General features: G+C 69.1%; 13 protein-coding genes. 2 read left to right on the top strand and 11 right to left on the bottom strand.

The genetic code is table 11. The features are described 5' to 3' along the window. Window positions 1–2 precede the first annotated feature (2 nt). Window positions 3–926, bottom strand: a complete 924-nt coding sequence (locus QZ670_RS13365; RefSeq protein ID WP_294256220.1) for an Mbeg1-like protein — start codon at window positions 924–926, stop codon at window positions 3–5. A 179-nt stretch (window positions 927–1,105) separates the two neighbouring features. On the opposite strand from QZ670_RS13365, the gene QZ670_RS13360 reads away from it, so the two are divergent. Further along, entirely contained in the window at window positions 1,106–1,960 is an 855-nt protein-coding gene (locus QZ670_RS13360; protein ID WP_294256218.1) for a DUF1521 domain-containing protein, read from the top strand. Window positions 1,961–2,215: 255 nt separating this feature from the next. Beyond that, entirely contained in the window at window positions 2,216–2,641 is a 426-nt protein-coding gene (locus QZ670_RS13355) for a DUF805 domain-containing protein (protein ID WP_294256216.1), read from the top strand. 13 nt (window positions 2,642–2,654) lie between these two features. On the opposite strand, the gene QZ670_RS13350 is transcribed toward QZ670_RS13355, so the two are convergent. The 10 genes from QZ670_RS13350 to QZ670_RS13305 all read right to left on the bottom strand — a co-directional run bounded on the left by QZ670_RS13350 (window position 2,655) and on the right by QZ670_RS13305 (window position 15,735). Next, entirely contained in the window at window positions 2,655–3,536 is an 882-nt protein-coding gene (locus QZ670_RS13350; RefSeq protein WP_294256214.1) for an RDD family protein, read from the bottom strand. Further along, complete coding sequence (locus QZ670_RS13345) at window positions 3,514–4,557, bottom strand: stage II sporulation protein M (RefSeq protein ID WP_294256212.1); 1,044 nt, start codon at window positions 4,555–4,557, stop codon at window positions 3,514–3,516. The genes QZ670_RS13350 and QZ670_RS13345 overlap by 23 nt, the downstream gene beginning before the upstream one ends. Beyond that, on the bottom strand, window positions 4,554–5,864 hold the full coding sequence (locus QZ670_RS13340) for a DUF58 domain-containing protein (protein WP_294256210.1): 1,311 nt from the start codon (window positions 5,862–5,864) through the stop codon (window positions 4,554–4,556). Before QZ670_RS13340 ends, QZ670_RS13345 begins: the two co-directional genes overlap by 4 nt. Window positions 5,865–5,871: 7 nt before the next feature. Then, a complete protein-coding gene (locus QZ670_RS13335; protein WP_294256208.1) occupies window positions 5,872–6,828 on the bottom strand; it encodes a MoxR family ATPase in 957 nt (318 codons plus the stop codon). Continuing rightward, window positions 6,825–8,078, bottom strand: coding sequence for a DUF4350 domain-containing protein (locus QZ670_RS13330; RefSeq protein WP_294256205.1), 1,254 nt, complete (start codon window positions 8,076–8,078; stop codon window positions 6,825–6,827). Before QZ670_RS13330 ends, QZ670_RS13335 begins: the two co-directional genes overlap by 4 nt. Next, window positions 8,075–8,776 (bottom strand): DUF4129 domain-containing protein, encoded by a 702-nt coding sequence (locus tag QZ670_RS13325; RefSeq protein WP_294256203.1) that lies wholly within the window; start codon window positions 8,774–8,776, stop codon window positions 8,075–8,077. Before QZ670_RS13325 ends, QZ670_RS13330 begins: the two co-directional genes overlap by 4 nt. A 78-nt stretch (window positions 8,777–8,854) precedes the next feature. Further along, window positions 8,855–11,245 (bottom strand): FtsX-like permease family protein, encoded by a 2,391-nt coding sequence (locus QZ670_RS13320; RefSeq protein WP_294256201.1) that lies wholly within the window; start codon window positions 11,243–11,245, stop codon window positions 8,855–8,857. Between the two features lie 10 nt (window positions 11,246–11,255). Further along, the gene (locus QZ670_RS13315) at window positions 11,256–13,667 is read right to left on the bottom strand and encodes an ABC transporter permease (protein WP_294256199.1); all 2,412 of its coding nucleotides are present in this window, start codon (window positions 13,665–13,667) and stop codon (window positions 11,256–11,258) included. Between the two features lie 94 nt (window positions 13,668–13,761). Further along, a complete protein-coding gene (locus tag QZ670_RS13310) occupies window positions 13,762–14,442 on the bottom strand; it encodes an ABC transporter ATP-binding protein (protein WP_294256197.1) in 681 nt (226 codons plus the stop codon). Window positions 14,443–14,451: 9 nt separating this feature from the next. Beyond that, window positions 14,452–15,735 (bottom strand): HlyD family efflux transporter periplasmic adaptor subunit, encoded by a 1,284-nt coding sequence (locus QZ670_RS13305; RefSeq protein WP_294256195.1) that lies wholly within the window; start codon window positions 15,733–15,735, stop codon window positions 14,452–14,454. Window positions 15,736–15,805: the final 70 nt, after the last annotated feature.

Raw genomic sequence — 15,805 nt, 5'->3', positions numbered from 1 at the left:
GGTCAATGCGCGCCGAGGCTGCTTTGCACCCAGTCCATCCCGTGCCGGGCGAGCGGCGTGTCCTGATACCAATGCTGGCCGGCAGGCTGCTTGGCGTCGAGCGGGATGCGCGTGCCATAGGCCTCCGGCGCATCGGCGAGGATCGCGCCGGGGATGCCGCCCAGGATTGCGCCGGCAACCCGGTCGCCCCCGTCCTGGATCGCGGACAGGATTTCACCGCGCACGTAGAAGGCGGCGATCTTGGGAGCAGGCGCATCGCCGCGGATGACGCCGGCCTGGCGGATCGTCGCGTCGCTGAGCCCGGCGGCGTTGAAGGTCTGCGCGTCGCGTCCGCTGGCCAGCGCCGCCGCCGAGGCGAGGCCGCCGCCGAGCGAATGGCCGGTGATCGTCACCTGCGCCTCCGGGTGGCGGCCGATTGCCTTCGCGATCATCAGCGCGCGGGTATATTGATCGGAGGGCAGGCCCACGCCCTGCTGGGCATTGGCCTTCCAGTCGCTGCCGTCGGTGGTGCCGCGGAAGCTCACGACGTAATTGGGACCGCCATCGCCCTCCGCCACATAGACGCGGGCGCGGAAGCTGCTCTGCGGCGAGGTCAAGTCTTCGCCGCGCAGGCCAAGCTGGGCGAGGTCGTCGCTGCTCGCGACGCGGTAGCCGGCGGGCGGGGCGGGGATGTCGTTGTAGACGTCGGCTGCCATCGCTGCGAGATCGATGGTGGAAGGTCCGCCGGTCCGTTCGGCCGTGAGCTGTGGGGCTTCGCTGCGGACGAACTGGACCGGCGGCGCAGGCTGCTGCCAGGCAAGCAGCTCGCGCGGGGGCAGGTGGCGTGCCTGGAAATCGTCGTTCGCGGCGCGATGCAGCGACGTCGAAATCGCCGAGGAAGACCCGATGCCGGTGGGTCGCGATAGCTGGTCCGCTGCCAACATCATGTTCGTGGTTCCTCGCCGAAGGCCGTCGGATTCCCGGATGCCATTGCCGGCACGGTCCGTCGCTAGACGATTCGTTTAGGCGGCCTACGCGATCCGGCGATGCCGAAGGCGGCCGGGGCATGGGAAGCAGCACCATACCAACGGGCTCGCACCCAATCGCCTTTCTCAGGAGCATGGACATGACGACGATTTCGACCGCCGCCTCGACTCCGTTCGCCGCCGCGCAATTGGCGCTGGCCGGCGGCGTGCTCGCCCAGCAGTTCAACCCGCTCGGCGCCAGCGCCTATGCCAGCGCGATGCTGCCGTCGCTGCTGTCGATCCAGCTGGGCACGATGGCGGGCGCCGGGCAACTCCAGCCCCAGGCGGGCTTCACCGCCCAGACCACCGGCCAGAGCACAGCGCGCGTTGATCTGGGTGACGGCTATCACCTCGCCATCGACGAGCGGAACAGCGAGATGACGATCGTCAACGAGAAGACGGGCCAGAGCACGCGCGTGTGGGGCGATCCGCATGTTGACGTGGACGGCAAGCACCAGTTCGACTTCTACGGCACGACGACCTTCGAGCTCGACAACGGCACCAAGATCACGGTGAATACCGAGCAGGCGAAGGGCAATCCCAACGTCTACTTCGCCAGCCAGGTGGTGGTAACACGCGGTGCCAATGCGGTGGTGATCGACGGGATCAGCCAACAGCAGCTGGGCGACCTTTCGGTCAGCGTCTCGACCAACGGCTATGCGCTAGACGCCGCCAACCGCGACGGCTTCACCGTGCTGGAATCGACCGCCGGCTGGCAGACCGAACTGGGCGAGAAGGTGACGCAGGCGGATGCCGACCTGACCAAGCCGGGCCAGATCTATGGACCGAACAGCGACATGCCGAGCCTTTCCGAACTGGGCAGCGCTATGGGCAGCTTCCTGCTGTTCGGAAGTCTGCTGGGCCTCGCGCTGGAAAGTCGCGTTGCTTCTACCCCGACGCGTACGACGCAGGACGCACCGGTCTATCGCCACCCCCTGGCGGTCCTACTGTCGTAAAGGCGCGCAGGCCCCAAAAGCGTTCCGTAAGTTTGGAGCATCGTCGGCATCGCTGACGATGCTCCATAGTCGTTCGGGTGGCGGCCGGCCGGGTGGGGGCGATACGCGGGTGCTGTAATATGAGGGTGTAAGTCTTTGTTAAGCCTAACGTCGCGCGCTATTGAAAAACCATCTGCCCTGCCGACTGCTTGATCTTGCTCCCGCCCGCAAACCGTGGTCTGGTGATTTTCCTGTGATGACCCAAGGGGGGTTTTGATGAATTGGATGTTGTTGCCGCTGAAGCGTTACGCGGATTTTCAGGGGCGTTCGCGGCGGCTTGAATACTGGATGTTCGCGCTGCTCATCTTTATCGCAGCGATCATTTGGGGCGTGGGGTTCGTCGCGTTCGCCGGCTTGGGCGGATTTGCGGGGCGCGAGCCGAGCGGCCTAGGCCTGGTGTGGGGGCTTGTGGGCGGCCTCGCTTATCTCGCGATCCTCGTGCCGGCCATCGCGGTGCAGGTCCGGCGCTTCCACGATCGTGACATGAGCGGCTGGTTCGTGCTGCTTAACTTCATCCCCTATGTCGGCGGACTGATTGTTTTCGTGTTCATGGTCCTGCCTGGCACGCCGGGGGAGAACCGCTTCGGCCTCGACCCGAAGGACCCCGACAATGTCGCGAGCATGGCCGAGGTGTTCGGCTAAGCCGCGCCTCGGCTCAGCGCTGCGACCAGCCGCTGTGCTTGTCGTCGCGGCGCCTGCCGAGCATCATGCCGCGCTCGAGCCGGGCGCAGAGCGCGGCATAATAATCCGTCAGGAAGCCGAGATCGTCGCCGTCGTCGGGCAGTCCCGCCTTGCGGCGGATCGTCGCGGCCACGGTGACGATGGCTTCCTCATTGCCCCGGCGCAGCACTTCCTCCAGCTTCTGCAACTCGAAGACGCCGTACAGGTCGAGCGCCTCGGCGCTGAAGGTGCGGCGCGGCCGCTGCACGTCCGCCGCCGCGAGATCGGCGTGGAGCTTGCCGCGCATGGTGTTCACCACCCAGGTCCCCGCGATCAGATCGCCCGCACGCAGCCCGTCGCGGTTGAACAGCGGGAAGAACAGGAACAGCCCGGTCCACAGCAGTGCGAAGCCGGTGAGGGCGCCGTCCGCCAAGCCTGCGGTGCGCTGGGCGGCCAGGAACGACAGCGGCAGGAACAGCTCGATCTCGCGCATCGCATTGCGGGCGATCACCGCCGCGCCGGTGAGGCGACCGCCGTCGCGCGCGACCACGCGCAGCTTCATCAGCCGCTTGCCCGGTGTGGCGCCGCGGCTGCCCATTTCGAACAGGATGAACCAGCCGTTGCGCAGCACGAAGGCGCCGAGCATCCACAGTATCGCGATGGCCTCGAGGCCAGCATTTCCCAGCCGGAGCAGGCCAATACCCACCGCTGCCACAATCAGGACGATCAGCATGATCATGCTGTCGACGGCGAAGGCGGTCGCGCGCGCGCTGGGGCGGGCGAGCTCCAGGCCCAGATCGACCCCTTCGGGTGTGACGAAGCTGCGCCGCCGGGTGGCGGACTTCGGGCTGCGCTTAGCGCGGAAGGGCAGGCGCATCGCCGTCCTCCGATCGACGCGGCAAGTAGAAATAGGCGATCCAGCCCAGCAAGGCGGCGATACCGATGGCGAAGCGAGCGCCGTCGCCCTGGATCGTCTGGCGGCCTACGCCTTCGAGCAGTCCGGCGACCATCAGCATGCAGATCACCCCGCCCATGGCGACGGCGGCGCTGCGCCCGGCCCGCACCGCGGCGTCGATCCGCGCGTCGCGGCCGGGAAAGGCAACCGCGGTGCCGATGCGGACGCCCGCGGCGCCGGCGATAGCGACCGCGAACAGCTCGGTTGTGCCGTGGATCGTCAGCCATCCGGCCATGCCGATGCCCAGACCCCGCGCGGCGAACAGCGCCAGCATCGCCCCCAGCATCAGCCCGTTATAGACCAGCAGCAGCAGCGTCGGCACGGCGAAGGCGAAGCCCAGGGCGAAGGCGAACAGCGCGATCTGGCTGTTATGCGTGAACAGAAAGGTCGCGAAGGGCAGCAGCATAGCGTCGTTCTGCTGTCCATAGATCGTCTGGCGCAGCGCTTCGGTGGTGGCGGAAGGATCGCGGCCCCCCGCCATGCCTTCGGGCATGATGCTGTAGAACCAGGCCGCATCGCTGGAAACGAGGACGAAGCCGGCGACCGCGCCCACCGCCAGCAGCAGCACGCAGAACAGGGTTTCCTTCCACAGCGCCTGCACCGCCAGCGGCCAGCCGCGCGCGAAGAAGCGCCGCAGCTGCCCTGCCAGCGAGGTGGGCACCCCGTAGAGCTGGAAATAGGCGCGGGTGCACAGCTGCTCAAGATAGGTGACCAGCGCACGATCGAGCGAGGTCTCTCTCGCGACGGAGAGGGAGGACAAGGCCGAGCGATAGAGCAGCGGCAGCGCCAGCACGTCGTCGTCGCTCAGCGCGCGGACGGAGCGCTTCTCCATCCGTGTGATCAAGGCATCGAGCCGCGCCCAATCGGCCTCGTGCGCGGCGCGGAATCGCGTGGCGTTGACGAGCGGGCCGCCGGGGAGCGCATCGCCGGGCAGGGCGGTCACAGCAGGTTCCTCCGCTTGAGTGCCGCATAGCCTTCGACCAGCCGGTCGGGCACGCGGTCATGCTCGCTTTCGATGACATGCGCGCCGAGGTGGCGCAGCCGGGTGAGCACGGTCAGCCGGTCGCGCAGCAGCGCCGCCGCCGTCACCGCGCGGGTGACATCGTCGGAACTGGACGGCGCCCGCTCGACGATCGCCTCCAGTTCCTCGTCGCGCAGGACCACAACGAGCAGCAGATGTGTCTTGAGCAGGCGGGCGGCTGCTCCCAGCATGAACTCGGCCGAGGTGGGATCGGTGAATTCGGTGAACAGGATGATCATCGAGCGCCGCGTCAGCCGGCCGGCCAGCGCGCTCAGCGCGTAGACATAGTTGGTCTCGTCGCCGCTATAATCGATCTGTGCCGCGAGCCGCTGCAGGGCTCCGAACGCAGCCGTGCCCGAGACGAGGCCGCTGGCCACGCGCGGCCGCGAGTCGAAGGCGTGGAGCGCCACCCGGTCGCCCAGTTTCAGCGCCACCCAGCCGGTGAGCAGTACCGCCGAGATCACCCGATCCAGCCGGCTCAGCCCGGCTACCGGCTCGCTCATCTGTCGCCCGCAATCGACCGCGAAGACGATCTGGTTGTTGCGCTCGGTGCGCATTTCCTTGGCGTGGAGCTTGACGTGGCGGGCGGACTGTTTCCAGTCGATCGAGCGCCGGTCCATGCCGGCGCGGAACTCGACCAGCGCATCGAAATCGTCGCCGTCGCCGTGCTGCAGCTGCGCCATCAGCCCGTCGAGCGAGTGGCGTTCAAACACGCGTGCCCCGCGCTCCTGCACCGGCGCGAGATCGGGCAGCACGGCGGTGCTTGCCTCGAGCCGGAAGACCTGCTGCTTCCAGCTCAGCCCCAGCGCGCCGGGCCAGCGCAGCCAGAGCCGCTCCGCCTGCGCCGTGCCGCGGCGCACCGCGCGAAACGGCATGTCGAAGCGCCCGAGGCCGCCCTCCAGCGCCACCCATAGCGGCGCTGCATCGGCCGCTTCGAGCAAGGCGTTGGTCTGCAGCACCAGCTGCGCCCGGCGGACGCCGCTGTCCACTGCGATATCGAGCGTCACCGGCACCTCGGTGCCGACGCCGACGCTGGATGGCAGGGTCACGCGCGCGCGGGCGCTGCCCGGGCGGGCGCCGAGCAGCGCGTCGATCACGGTCAGCAGCAGCACCGCGGCGGGCCAGGCGAGCGCCGCATACCAGCGCCCCGGCACCAGCAGCGCCACGAGGAACGCCACCGGCATGCCGATCACGGTCGCCAGAATCGCGGTGCGGGTAGGGTAGATCATGCGGGGCTCAGCGCGGCGCCTCGATCGATTCGATGATGTCCGCCACGACATCCTCGATCGCCCGCCCGTCGATCTCTGCCGCCGGCGAGAGCAGCAGGCGGTGGCGGAGCAGCGCGGGGGCTAGCGCCTTCACGTCGTCGGGGATCACGAAGTCGCGCCCGTCGAGCGCGGCGCGTGCCCGCGCCGCCGCGGCGAGCATCGCCCCCGCGCGCGGCGAGGCACCGCTCTGCAGATCGGCGACGCCGCGGGTGCCGCGGATCAGCGCCAGGATATAGTCGGTCACTTCGTCGGCCAGTCGTACCTCGGCGACGGCGGCCACTGCCGCGGAAACCCGTGCGCCGTCGGCGACGGCGGTGATGCCCCAATCCTCCGGCGCCATCGCGCCGCTGCGCGCGCCGTGCACTGCGATGATCTTCCGCTCTTCCTCGACGCTCGGATAGTCGACGATCTGCTTGAACAGGAAGCGATCGAGCTGCGCTTCGGGCAGCGGATACACACCCTGCTGCTCGATCGGGTTCTGCGTCGCGACGACGGTGAAGCGCTCGCTCAGCGGCAGCCGTTCGCCGTCGATCGTCACGGTTCGCTCCTGCATCGCCTCCAGCAGCGCGGCCTGGGTTTTGGGGGGTGTGCGGTTGATCTCGTCGGCGAGCAGCAGCTCGGTGAAGATCGGGCCGCGGGTGAGGGTGAACTGGCTGGTCTGGAAGTTGAACAGGTTGGCGCCGATGATGTCGCCCGGCATCAGGTCCGGGGTAAACTGGATCCGGCCGAACTGCAGCCCGATCGCCCGCGAGAAGCTGGAGGCCAGCAGCGTCTTGGCGGTGCCCGGCGGCCCTTCCAGCAGGATGTGGCCGCCCGAGAGCAGCGCGACGAGCATTAGCTCGACCGTCGGTTCATGGCCCACCACGGCGCGGGCCACCTGCGCGCGGATATCGGCGGCCAGCGCCTGGACTTCTGCAACGCTCACTTGCTCTTCCCCAGTTTTTCGATGTGCCATTGGTGTAGTGCGCGCGCAGCGTCGAGCAGCGAGGCGCGGTCGCGCGCCCGCTCGGCGTTCCGCGCGAGATCGGTAAAGGCCGCCGGCCCCCCCAGCGCGTCGAGATAGGCATCGAGCGCGGCGTCGCGCAGCCGGGCCGGTGCGCCGAAGATGCGGGCGGCGCGCTCGCGGATCATCGCGGCATAACGCGCGCCCATCGCCGCCTCGCGCCGCGCCTTGCGGACCAGCATCGCGCCGTTGTCGACCAGCGCGGTCTTGCCGAGTGCGATCGCCCGCTCGCGGCGCGCCAGCGGGCCGAAGCGTGCGGCGCCATGCCAGCCTGCGAGGATCAGCGCGGCGACGATGGTGAGGGTCAGCGCCAGGAAGGGCGGCTCGAGCAGCAGCTTCAACGGGCTGCGCGTCACGCCCAGCCCGTTGAGCGACACGTCGAAGGCGATGCCTTCGGGGTTGTTCGAATTGAGCCAGTCCAGCAGCAGCAGCGCCGAACGCGCCGCCTCGACGTCCTTCAGGCCCTGGTTGGACAACAGATCCGGATCGGCAAGCACGTACAACGGTCCGTCGCCGACTTCGGCGAGCAGGATGTTCCCGGCGCGGTCGGTGATCAGCGGGTACAGCGTCGGCGTCGACCCGTCCTCGCGTGGCGTCGCCCGCATGCCGGTGATCGCCTGGACCATGCGCGGCGCATGCAGGCGAATGCCGGACGGCAGTCCCTCGCCCTGCAAGAACTCGCCCCCGGAGCGGTATCGAACCATGCCGAAGCGGATGCCCGGCGCCAGAACCCCAAGCGGTTCCGCGGCCGGGAGCAATCCGTTCGAGCGGACCCAGCCGGGGTGCTTCGGGTCGGCAACGGTCTGCCACTTGGGCAGGATGAACAGGGTCGGCCTGGCGAGGCGGCGCTGCAGCACCGCGCTGATGTCGGTCTCGCCGCGCTCCGGGGTCACGACCAGGAGGTCCTCGGTGTCGAACGCAGCGGGGCTGCGCGTAATGCGGGCGCGGCGGTCGGTCGCCTGGGCGAGCGCCACCAGCGCGCTATAGCCGGTGGCGGCGTTCGACAGGGCGTGCGCCCCGCCATTCTCGCCGCCGCGAAGGTCGGGGGCGTAGGCGCCGAGCACCACCGTGCCGATGAAGCCGAGGATGCCCACCGCGAGCATCACCACGATGGTGCGGAGGCTGAACGCGGAGGGTGCGGCGGGGCCTCCGCCGATCGCGATGTCGCTCATCCCTGCCAGCTCCGCGCGCGGGCGAAATCGGCATAGGCGTCGCGGCAGCGGCTCCATTCTGCGGCGTCGATCGCGCGGCCACCGAACAGGCTGCGCTCGACCACCGCGGCAAGGTCGGCGAATAGCCGGCGCGGTGCGGGCGGGATCGCATCGGTGCGGGCCAGCTCGCGGCTGGTCAGCGCGGGGCGCAGCAGCCGCGGGCGCCGGCGGGCGATGTCGTCGATGCTCCGCAGCAGCAGGTGGTGCACGGCAGCGGCATAATCGCCGGCTGCGGCAAGACGATCGGCCTCTGCCAGCCATTGCCGGGCGGGGGCCGCTGCCGGCACCCACGCCGTGTCCGGTGTTTCCGACGGGCCGATGCTCGCGCCGTCGCGCCGCCGCTTCCGCCATGGCAGCCGCCACTCGCCGTGCCGCAGCCCGACATAGAGGACGCGAAGCAGCAGCCCGGCGAGCACGACGATTACGCCCCACAGCAGGATCCGAGCATAGGGCGCTTCGGGCATGAAGCTCGTCACCCAGCGCAGGAAGCGGCCGACCGGCGCCAGCCACCGCCCGAGCGTTCGAAACAGGTCTTCGATCCAGCCGGGGGGAGCGGGCGGCGGCTCGATTGTCTTGAGATCGAACTGGATCCGGCCGGAATCGCGCAATGCCTGGTGCGCGGCCACCAGCCGCTCGTCCGCCCCTTTCCCGTCGTGCATCGATCAACCCCCGGCGATCGACACTAGCCGAACTGCAAGTCTCCGCAAGTCCCGCCCCATCGTCTTTGCTTTGCAAGGCTATTCATAGCGCAGCGCGCGTGCAGGCTCGGCGCGGGCGACCCGCCAGGACTGGCCGAGCACGGTCAGCACCGCGATCGCCGCCGCGAGCACCGAGGCACCCAGGAAATACCAGGGGGTGAGCGCGATCCGGTCGTCGAAACCCGCCAGCCAGCGCTGCATCGCCGCCCAGGCCAGCGGCCAGGCGAGAAGGTTGGCGAGCAGCACCGGCTGCAGGAACTTGGCGAGCAGCAGCTGGAGCACGTCGCGCGTCGAGGCGCCGAGTGCCTTGCGGATACCGATCTCCTTGATCCGTCGCTCGGTATCGAAGGCGGCAAGGCCGTAGAGCCCGATGCAGCCGATCAGCACCGCCAGCCCGGCGCCCGCGGTGAACAGGCGGGCGCGCTGGAGGTCGGCGCGAACGTAGGTTTCGTAGAGCAGCTGGTCGACGGTCTGCGCCCGCAGCGGAACGGCGGGAACGATATGGCGCCATGCGGCCTCGATGCGGTCCAGCAGGGCACGACTGTCGCCGCCGGTATAGCGCAGGCTTAGCACCGGAGAGGCGAGGCCCGTGGTCTGCAGGGCATAGGCCTGCGCTTCGACGGGGTCGACCGGTCCCATCAGCCGCAGGTCCTCGACCACGCCGATCACGGTCTGCACGCTCCCGCTGCCGACCAGTACCTTGCCCACCGCAGCTGCAGGGGTTGCGAAGCCGAGGCGGGCTGCGGCGGTGCGGTTGAGGATGACGCTGTGGACCTTGCCGTCGGTCGCGTCGTCGCTCGCAAAGCGGCGCGCATCGAACCAGCGTCCGGCCAGCAGCCGCGTGCCATAGAGCTGGAAGAAGCCGGGCCCGACCGAGGCCTGGATCACCGACACTTTTTCGCCGCCCCGATCCTCGCGGTGCATCTCCATGATCCCGAAGCTGCCGCCGCCGGGGGCAATCGCGGATTGGGCGACGCCGGTCACACCGGGTAGAGAAGCGATCGCCGCGGCAACGTCGCGGCGCTGGGCGGCGTCCAGCCCAGCGTCGCCGAAGGAGGAGACCATCGCCAGGCCCTGACGGTCAAAGCCGAGATTCGCCGTCTGGATGTGCCATAGCTGTGCGAGCAGCACGCCGGTGCCGATCATCAGCATGATCGCAATGGCGAACTGCAGTACCACCAGCGTTCCCCGCAGCAGCCGACCGCTGCGGCCGCCACCGGTTGCGCCCGCTGCGGCGAGGACAGCGGCGGGCCGGAAGCCCGACAGGACGAAGGCTGGATGGACCCCTGCGACCAGGCCCACGACCAGGATCAGGCCTGCCAACGCCGGCAGGATCGTCTCGCCTCCCCCATAGCGCAGGTGGAGATCCGTTCCGCCGATCGCGTTTACCAGCGGAAGCGCGATCTCGACCAGCGCGAGACCGAGCAGCGCGGCAATAGCGGTGGTAGCAAGCGACTCCGCAAGAAACTGGCCGATCAGCGCGCCGCGGGTGGCGCCAAGGGTCTTGCGCATCGCCACTTCGCGGGCACGCAGGCCGGCGCGGGCGGTGGCCAGATTCACATAGTTGCCGATCGCAACCAGCAGTGCGAGCGCGCCGACCAGCCCGAGCGTCGCGACCACGATGCGATCGCGGGCGGCACGCAAGTGCAACGCGCCGAGTGGCGTCAGGCTGGTGGTCACGCGGATGCCGCGGGGTGCGTTGGCCAGGCTGGGGTCGGGGTGGCGCTTGTCATATCCGGCGACCAGCGCTTCCACGGCGGCCCGATCCGCCGGCGCCATCCGCAAGATGGTTTGCAGGCCCAGTCTGCTGTCCCCGAAAAGCGGCGCGTCGGGGGCGAGGTGGATGAACACATCCCCCGTGAGGCTGATCGCCCGGGGAAGGCGCACTACCGCGCCGACGCGCACCAGACGCGGCTTGTCGCCGATCGTAAGCTTCAACACTCGTCCGATCGGCGAGCCGCCGGAGAGGCGCGTCTCCGCCAGGCGCTCGGTGATGACCGCCCCGTCCGGGCGCTGCAGCGTGGCGGTGGGATCGCCCGCCACGACCGGGAAGGGGAATAGCTGGAAGAAGTTCGCGTCGAGCTCGCCGAACTGGACGGCGGTGCTGCCCCTGCCGGTCTGCAGGGCGGCACTGCTCAGCAGCAGCCGCGTGCCGGCGAGCCCGGCACGATCGGCCTTCAGCTGGTCCAGCATCTCCCGGCGGGACGGAATGTTCACTTCGTTGGCGCCGGGGAATTGCAGGGTGCGCTGTACCACCCAGGTGCGGTCCCAGCCCGGCACGGCGTGGTCGAAGGTCGTTTCGTACCGGACGAACAGATAGAGGATCAGGAACACCGCGATGCCGAGCGCCAGCCCGCCGATATTGACGAGCGTGAACAGCTTGTGCCGGGTGAACGAGCGATACAGGGCGAGCCAGGCGAGGCGGTGCATGGTGCGATCCTTATTCGTAGCGCAGCGCGCGGGCCGGCTCGGCGCGGGCGACGCGCCAGGACTGGCCGATGACGGTGGCGACCGCGATCAGCACGGCGACGGCGGAGGCGAGGAGGAAGTAGAGCGGCGACAGGCCGATCCGGTCGTCGAAGGTCGACAGCCAGCGCTGCATCGCCACCCACGCGAGCGGCCAGGCGATCAGGTTGGCGAGCAGCACCGGCCGCAGGAACTTCGCCACCAGCAGCTGGAGCACGTCGCGGGTGGAGGCGCCCAGCGCCTTGCGGATGCCGATTTCCTTGATCCGCCGCGTCGTATCGAAGGCGGCGAGCCCGTAGAGGCCGATGCAGCCGATCCCGATCGCCAGCACCGCACCCATGGTGAACAGCCGGCCGCGGCGGGTGTCCTCCTCGTAATAGGCCTTGTACAGATTCTCTTCGATCGTCCGGCCCCGGAAGGGCTCGGTGGGGACGATCCGCTTCCACGTGGCCTCGACGCCATCGGCCATCTTCTGCGGATCACCGCTGTATCGCAGCGTGATGAAGGCGTCGTTCAGCGGCCGGGTGTCGAGGCGATAGAACGTCCCGCTGATTGCCTGACGTGGGCCGCGGAAGCGCAGGTCGTCGATCACGCCGATGATCGTCATTGAGGCGTCGCCTTCGATCTGCTTGCCGATCGCCGCCTGGGGGTTGGCGAAGCCGAGCAGGCCGGCGGCCCGGCGATTGATCACCACGTTGAAGGGCGCGGTGCTGCCTTGGGCGCGGAGTGCGCGGTCATCGGCCGGACGCGAGCGATCGAACAGGCGCCCCGCGACCAGCCGCGCGCCGAACGTATCGAAATAATGGTCGCCGACGCGCACATCCATCAGCGAGGGCGCGCGGATGCCCTGCATCCCCGGCTGGTACATCGTTGAGAAGTTGGTGACGTCCTGATCGCCCGGCGCGTTCTGCGCCATGGTGACATTGCTGACGCCGGGTAATGCCGCGAAGGCGCGCATCAGCGCGGTCTTCTGCTCGGGCAGCACAGATCCGCTGTTGAGCGAGCGCACCACGTAGAGGCCGTCGCGCCGGAAGCCGAGATCGGCGTTGCGGACGTGGGCGGCCTGCGCGAGCATCACCGTGGTGCCGATCGCGAAGGCGATCGCGATCGAGAACTGAACGACGACCAGCCCGGCGCGGACGCGGGCGCCGGCGCGGCCACCGCCCGGCGCACGCGCGGCGGCGAGCACCGCTGCCGGGCGGAAGCCGGCCAGCACCGCCGCCGGGTAGAGGCCCGCCACCCCGCCGACCACCAGCACCAGCGGCACGAGGAGCAGCAGCACGCTGTTCGTGCCCCAATAGTCGATCCGTAGCGCCATCCCACCCAGCGTGTTGATCAGCGGCAGTGCGATCTCCGCCAAGGCAAGCCCGATCACCGCCGAGAGGATGACCGTCAGCATCGCTTCGGTGAGGAACTGGCGGGTGAGCGCCCGGCGGGTGCCGCCGAGCACCTTGCGCACGGCCACCTCACGGGCGCGCAGTCCGGCGCGCGCGGTGGCGAGGTTGATATAGTTCACGATCGCGATCAGCAGGGTGAGCACGCCCACCGCGCCCAAGGTGGTCACCACCGCACGGTCGGATGCCGCATAGAGGTGGTTGTCGACCAAGGGGCGCAGCGACTGCTCCCACTCGCCCTTCTTGATGTCGCCGCCGTACACGCGTCGTTCGGCGAACCGGTGCAACTCGCCTTCAAACTGCTGGGCCGCGGCACGATCGGGGAAGCGCAGCAGCGTCACCAGCGAGGTGCTGCCCCAGTGATCGAAATTGTCGCCGGCGAAGCGCGATGCAATGAATGGCACGAACAGCTCGGCGGTGTAGCTCTGGTCCTTGCGCATGTCCGCGATCACCGCGCCGACGCGATAGGTATAGGTCGTGCCATTGGCGATGACGGTGAGGGTGCGGCCGATCGGCGATGTGAGGCCGAAATAGCTGGTCGCGGCACGCTGCGTGATGACCAGGCCGTCCGGATTGGCCAGCGTGCGTGTCGGGTCCCCGGCCACGACCGGCAGCCGCATCAGCGCGAAGAAATTGGGATCGACCGCCGCCATGGTCTCGCGGGTGTTCGAGGTGCCCTGCCGCACCGTCGCGTCCATCTGCGCGATCCGGAAGCCCTGCAGCTGCGGATAGTCCGCGCGCAGATGCAGCAGCTCGTTGCCCATGGTGTAGGGGTTCGGCGTCTCCGGATAGCCCGGCATGTGGTAGGTTTCCTGGACGATGTAGAGCTGGTCCGCGCCGGGGATCCAGCGATCGAACCCGGTCTCGAACCGCACGAACAGGGTCAGCACCAGGAACACCGCGATGCCGAGCGCCAGCCCGCCGATGTTGAGCGCGGCGAACAATTTGTGGCGAGTGAGCGCGCGGTAGAAGCTGGTCAGCGCGGAGGTCATGGCGTCACTCCCGGTTCGCGGGTGGCGGAAAGATGGCGGAGCAGGGCGACGGCGAGGAGCAGCAGCACCAGCACGGTCAGCGCGCGATCGAGCTTCACGCCGCCCGCCGCACCGCGGAGAGGATCCGCCCGTCGAGCATGTGCACCGTGCGCTTGGCGATATCGGCATGGGCGGGCGAGTGGGTGACCATCACGATCGTCGCGCCGTCGGCGTTGAGCCGGGTGAGGATGTCCATCACCTGCGCGCCATTCTCGGTATCGAGGTTGCCGGTCGGCTCGTCGGCGAGAATCAGCCTGGGCTCGCTGACGATCGCGCGGGCGATCGCGGCGCGCTGCTGCTGGCCGCCCGAAAGCTGGTGCGGATGGTGGTTGCGGCGGTGCGCGATGCCAACCCGGTCCATCGCCGCGTCCACCCGCTCGCGCTTCTCGCGCGCCGGCATCGAGCGATAGGCGAGCGCCAGCGCGACATTCTCGGCGATGGTCAACTCGTCGATCAGGTTGAAGCTCTGGAACACGAAGCCAAGCCGGTCGCGGCGGAGCCTGGCCAGCTGCGCTTCGGGCACCTTGGCGATGTCCTCGCCCTCGAACAGATAGGCGCCGCTGGTCGGCCGGTCGATCGTGCCGAGGATGTTGAGCAGCGTCGACTTGCCGCAGCCCGAGGGGCCCATGATCGCGAGGAACTCGCCGGCCTGCACGGTCAGGTCGATCTCGGCGAGCGCGGTCGTCTCGACGTCGTCAGAGCGATAGGCGCGGTGGATGGCGTTGAGCTGGATCATGGCGGGCTCCTAGTGGATGAGTAGGGTCTGGTAGGGGGCGTAGGTGCCGAGCGGCGTGGTGACGATGCGGTCGCCGGGGGCGAGGCCGCTGGTCACTTCGACCTGGTCGGGGTTGCTGCGGCCGGTGGTGATCGCCCGCCGCACGGCGCGGCTGTCGCTGGTCAGCACGAAGGCGGTGGTGCCGCCCGCATCGAGCCAGCCGCCTGACGGCGCGACGACCGCGGGCCGATTGGCGCCGAGGACGAGGCGCACGTCGAGCGTCTGGCCACGGTTCAGACCCGCGGGCGGGGCACCCTTGAAGCCGAGCTCGACACGAAATCGCCCTTCGGTGACTTGGGGCAGGACCTTGATGACGGTCAGCGGCAGGCTGCGCCCATCGAGATCGGCAACCGCGGTGAGGCCGATACGGACGCGGCCGAGATAGAATTGGTCGACGTCCGCCGTAAGTTTCCAGGCGCGCTCGGAATCGACCTGGCCCACCGCATCGCCCGGCTTGATCATCTGGCCCGGCTGCAGGGTGAAGGCGGTCAGCCTCCCGGCGACCGGCGCGCGCACCACCAGCGCGGCGAGGCCGGCGCGAGTCATGGCGAGGCTCTCGCGCAGCTCACCAGCAGTGGCGTCGACGCCATTGGACTGGTCCGCGAGCATCTTGTCCGCCTCGGCGGCGTTGCGGGCCAGGGCGGTCAGCCGCGCGCGCTGGTACGAAACTTCCTCGCGCAGCGGGGTGACCGCGGCGGCGGTGACGATCTGCTTGTCGAACAGGATCTGCTTCTGGCGGAGCAGGGCCTCGGACTTGGCGAGTTCGTTGCGGGCGGAGGCGATGTCGCGCTCGGTCTGTTCGCGGCTCTGCTGGATCGAAAGGCGCTGGCCGCTGATCGAGCTGAGCTGCCCGGCGATATTGGCCGAGCGGCTGGCGACGTCGAGCGCCAGCGTCGGGTTGGCGAGCCGGGCGAGCGGGGCACCGGCGGCGACCGACTGGCCGTCGCTGGCGATCAGCGCCTCGACCTGCCCGCCGCTGGTCGCGGTGACGTAGACGGTCTGGAGTGGGGCGACCTGGGCGCGCAGCGGCACGTAATCGGCAAAGGCGGCGCGGGTGACGGAGGCGATGCGGATCGTCGCTGCGTCGACGGCCAGGCTGCCGGAGCTGGGCAGGAACCACCAGAGCGCGGCCGCCGCAGCGACGACCGCCAAGCCCATGCCGATGCGTATCGCCAGCTTGCGGTGGCGCGCATGGGGGCGCTCGATCCGCCGATCCATCGCGGCGCCATTGGTGTGAAGAGGCGTAACGTCCATGGCGAACAGTGTACGGTACGCCAGCGTACGGGTCTAAATTGCTGACATTGATGGTGTATTTGGAAAGGGC

Source organism: uncultured Sphingomonas sp., assembly GCF_913774285.1.
Lineage (GTDB): Bacteria > Pseudomonadota > Alphaproteobacteria > Sphingomonadales > Sphingomonadaceae > Sphingomonas.
Note: the sequence above shows the minus strand (reverse complement) of the source record. Positions and strands in the feature narration are given on the sequence as shown.

Excerpts from the sequence above, each read along its gene's own strand:
- QZ670_RS13360 (WP_294256218.1), top strand. The coding sequence starts at position 1,106 with ATGACGACGATTTCGACCGCCGCCTCGACTCCGTTCGCCGCCGCGCAA.
- QZ670_RS13310 (WP_294256197.1), bottom strand. The coding sequence starts at position 14,442 with ATGATCCAGCTCAACGCCATCCACCGCGCCTATCGCTCTGACGACGTC.
- QZ670_RS13315 (WP_294256199.1), bottom strand. The coding sequence starts at position 13,667 with ATGACCTCCGCGCTGACCAGCTTCTACCGCGCGCTCACTCGCCACAAA.
- QZ670_RS13330 (WP_294256205.1), bottom strand. The coding sequence starts at position 8,078 with ATGAGCGACATCGCGATCGGCGGAGGCCCCGCCGCACCCTCCGCGTTC.
- QZ670_RS13320 (WP_294256201.1), bottom strand. The coding sequence starts at position 11,245 with ATGCACCGCCTCGCCTGGCTCGCCCTGTATCGCTCGTTCACCCGGCAC.
- QZ670_RS13350 (WP_294256214.1), bottom strand. The coding sequence starts at position 3,536 with ATGCGCCTGCCCTTCCGCGCTAAGCGCAGCCCGAAGTCCGCCACCCGG.
- QZ670_RS13305 (WP_294256195.1), bottom strand. The coding sequence starts at position 15,735 with ATGGACGTTACGCCTCTTCACACCAATGGCGCCGCGATGGATCGGCGG.
- QZ670_RS13325 (WP_294256203.1), bottom strand. The coding sequence starts at position 8,776 with ATGCACGACGGGAAAGGGGCGGACGAGCGGCTGGTGGCCGCGCACCAG.
- QZ670_RS13355 (WP_294256216.1), top strand. The coding sequence starts at position 2,216 with ATGAATTGGATGTTGTTGCCGCTGAAGCGTTACGCGGATTTTCAGGGG.
- QZ670_RS13340 (WP_294256210.1), bottom strand. The coding sequence starts at position 5,864 with ATGATCTACCCTACCCGCACCGCGATTCTGGCGACCGTGATCGGCATG.
- QZ670_RS13365 (WP_294256220.1), bottom strand. The coding sequence starts at position 926 with ATGATGTTGGCAGCGGACCAGCTATCGCGACCCACCGGCATCGGGTCT.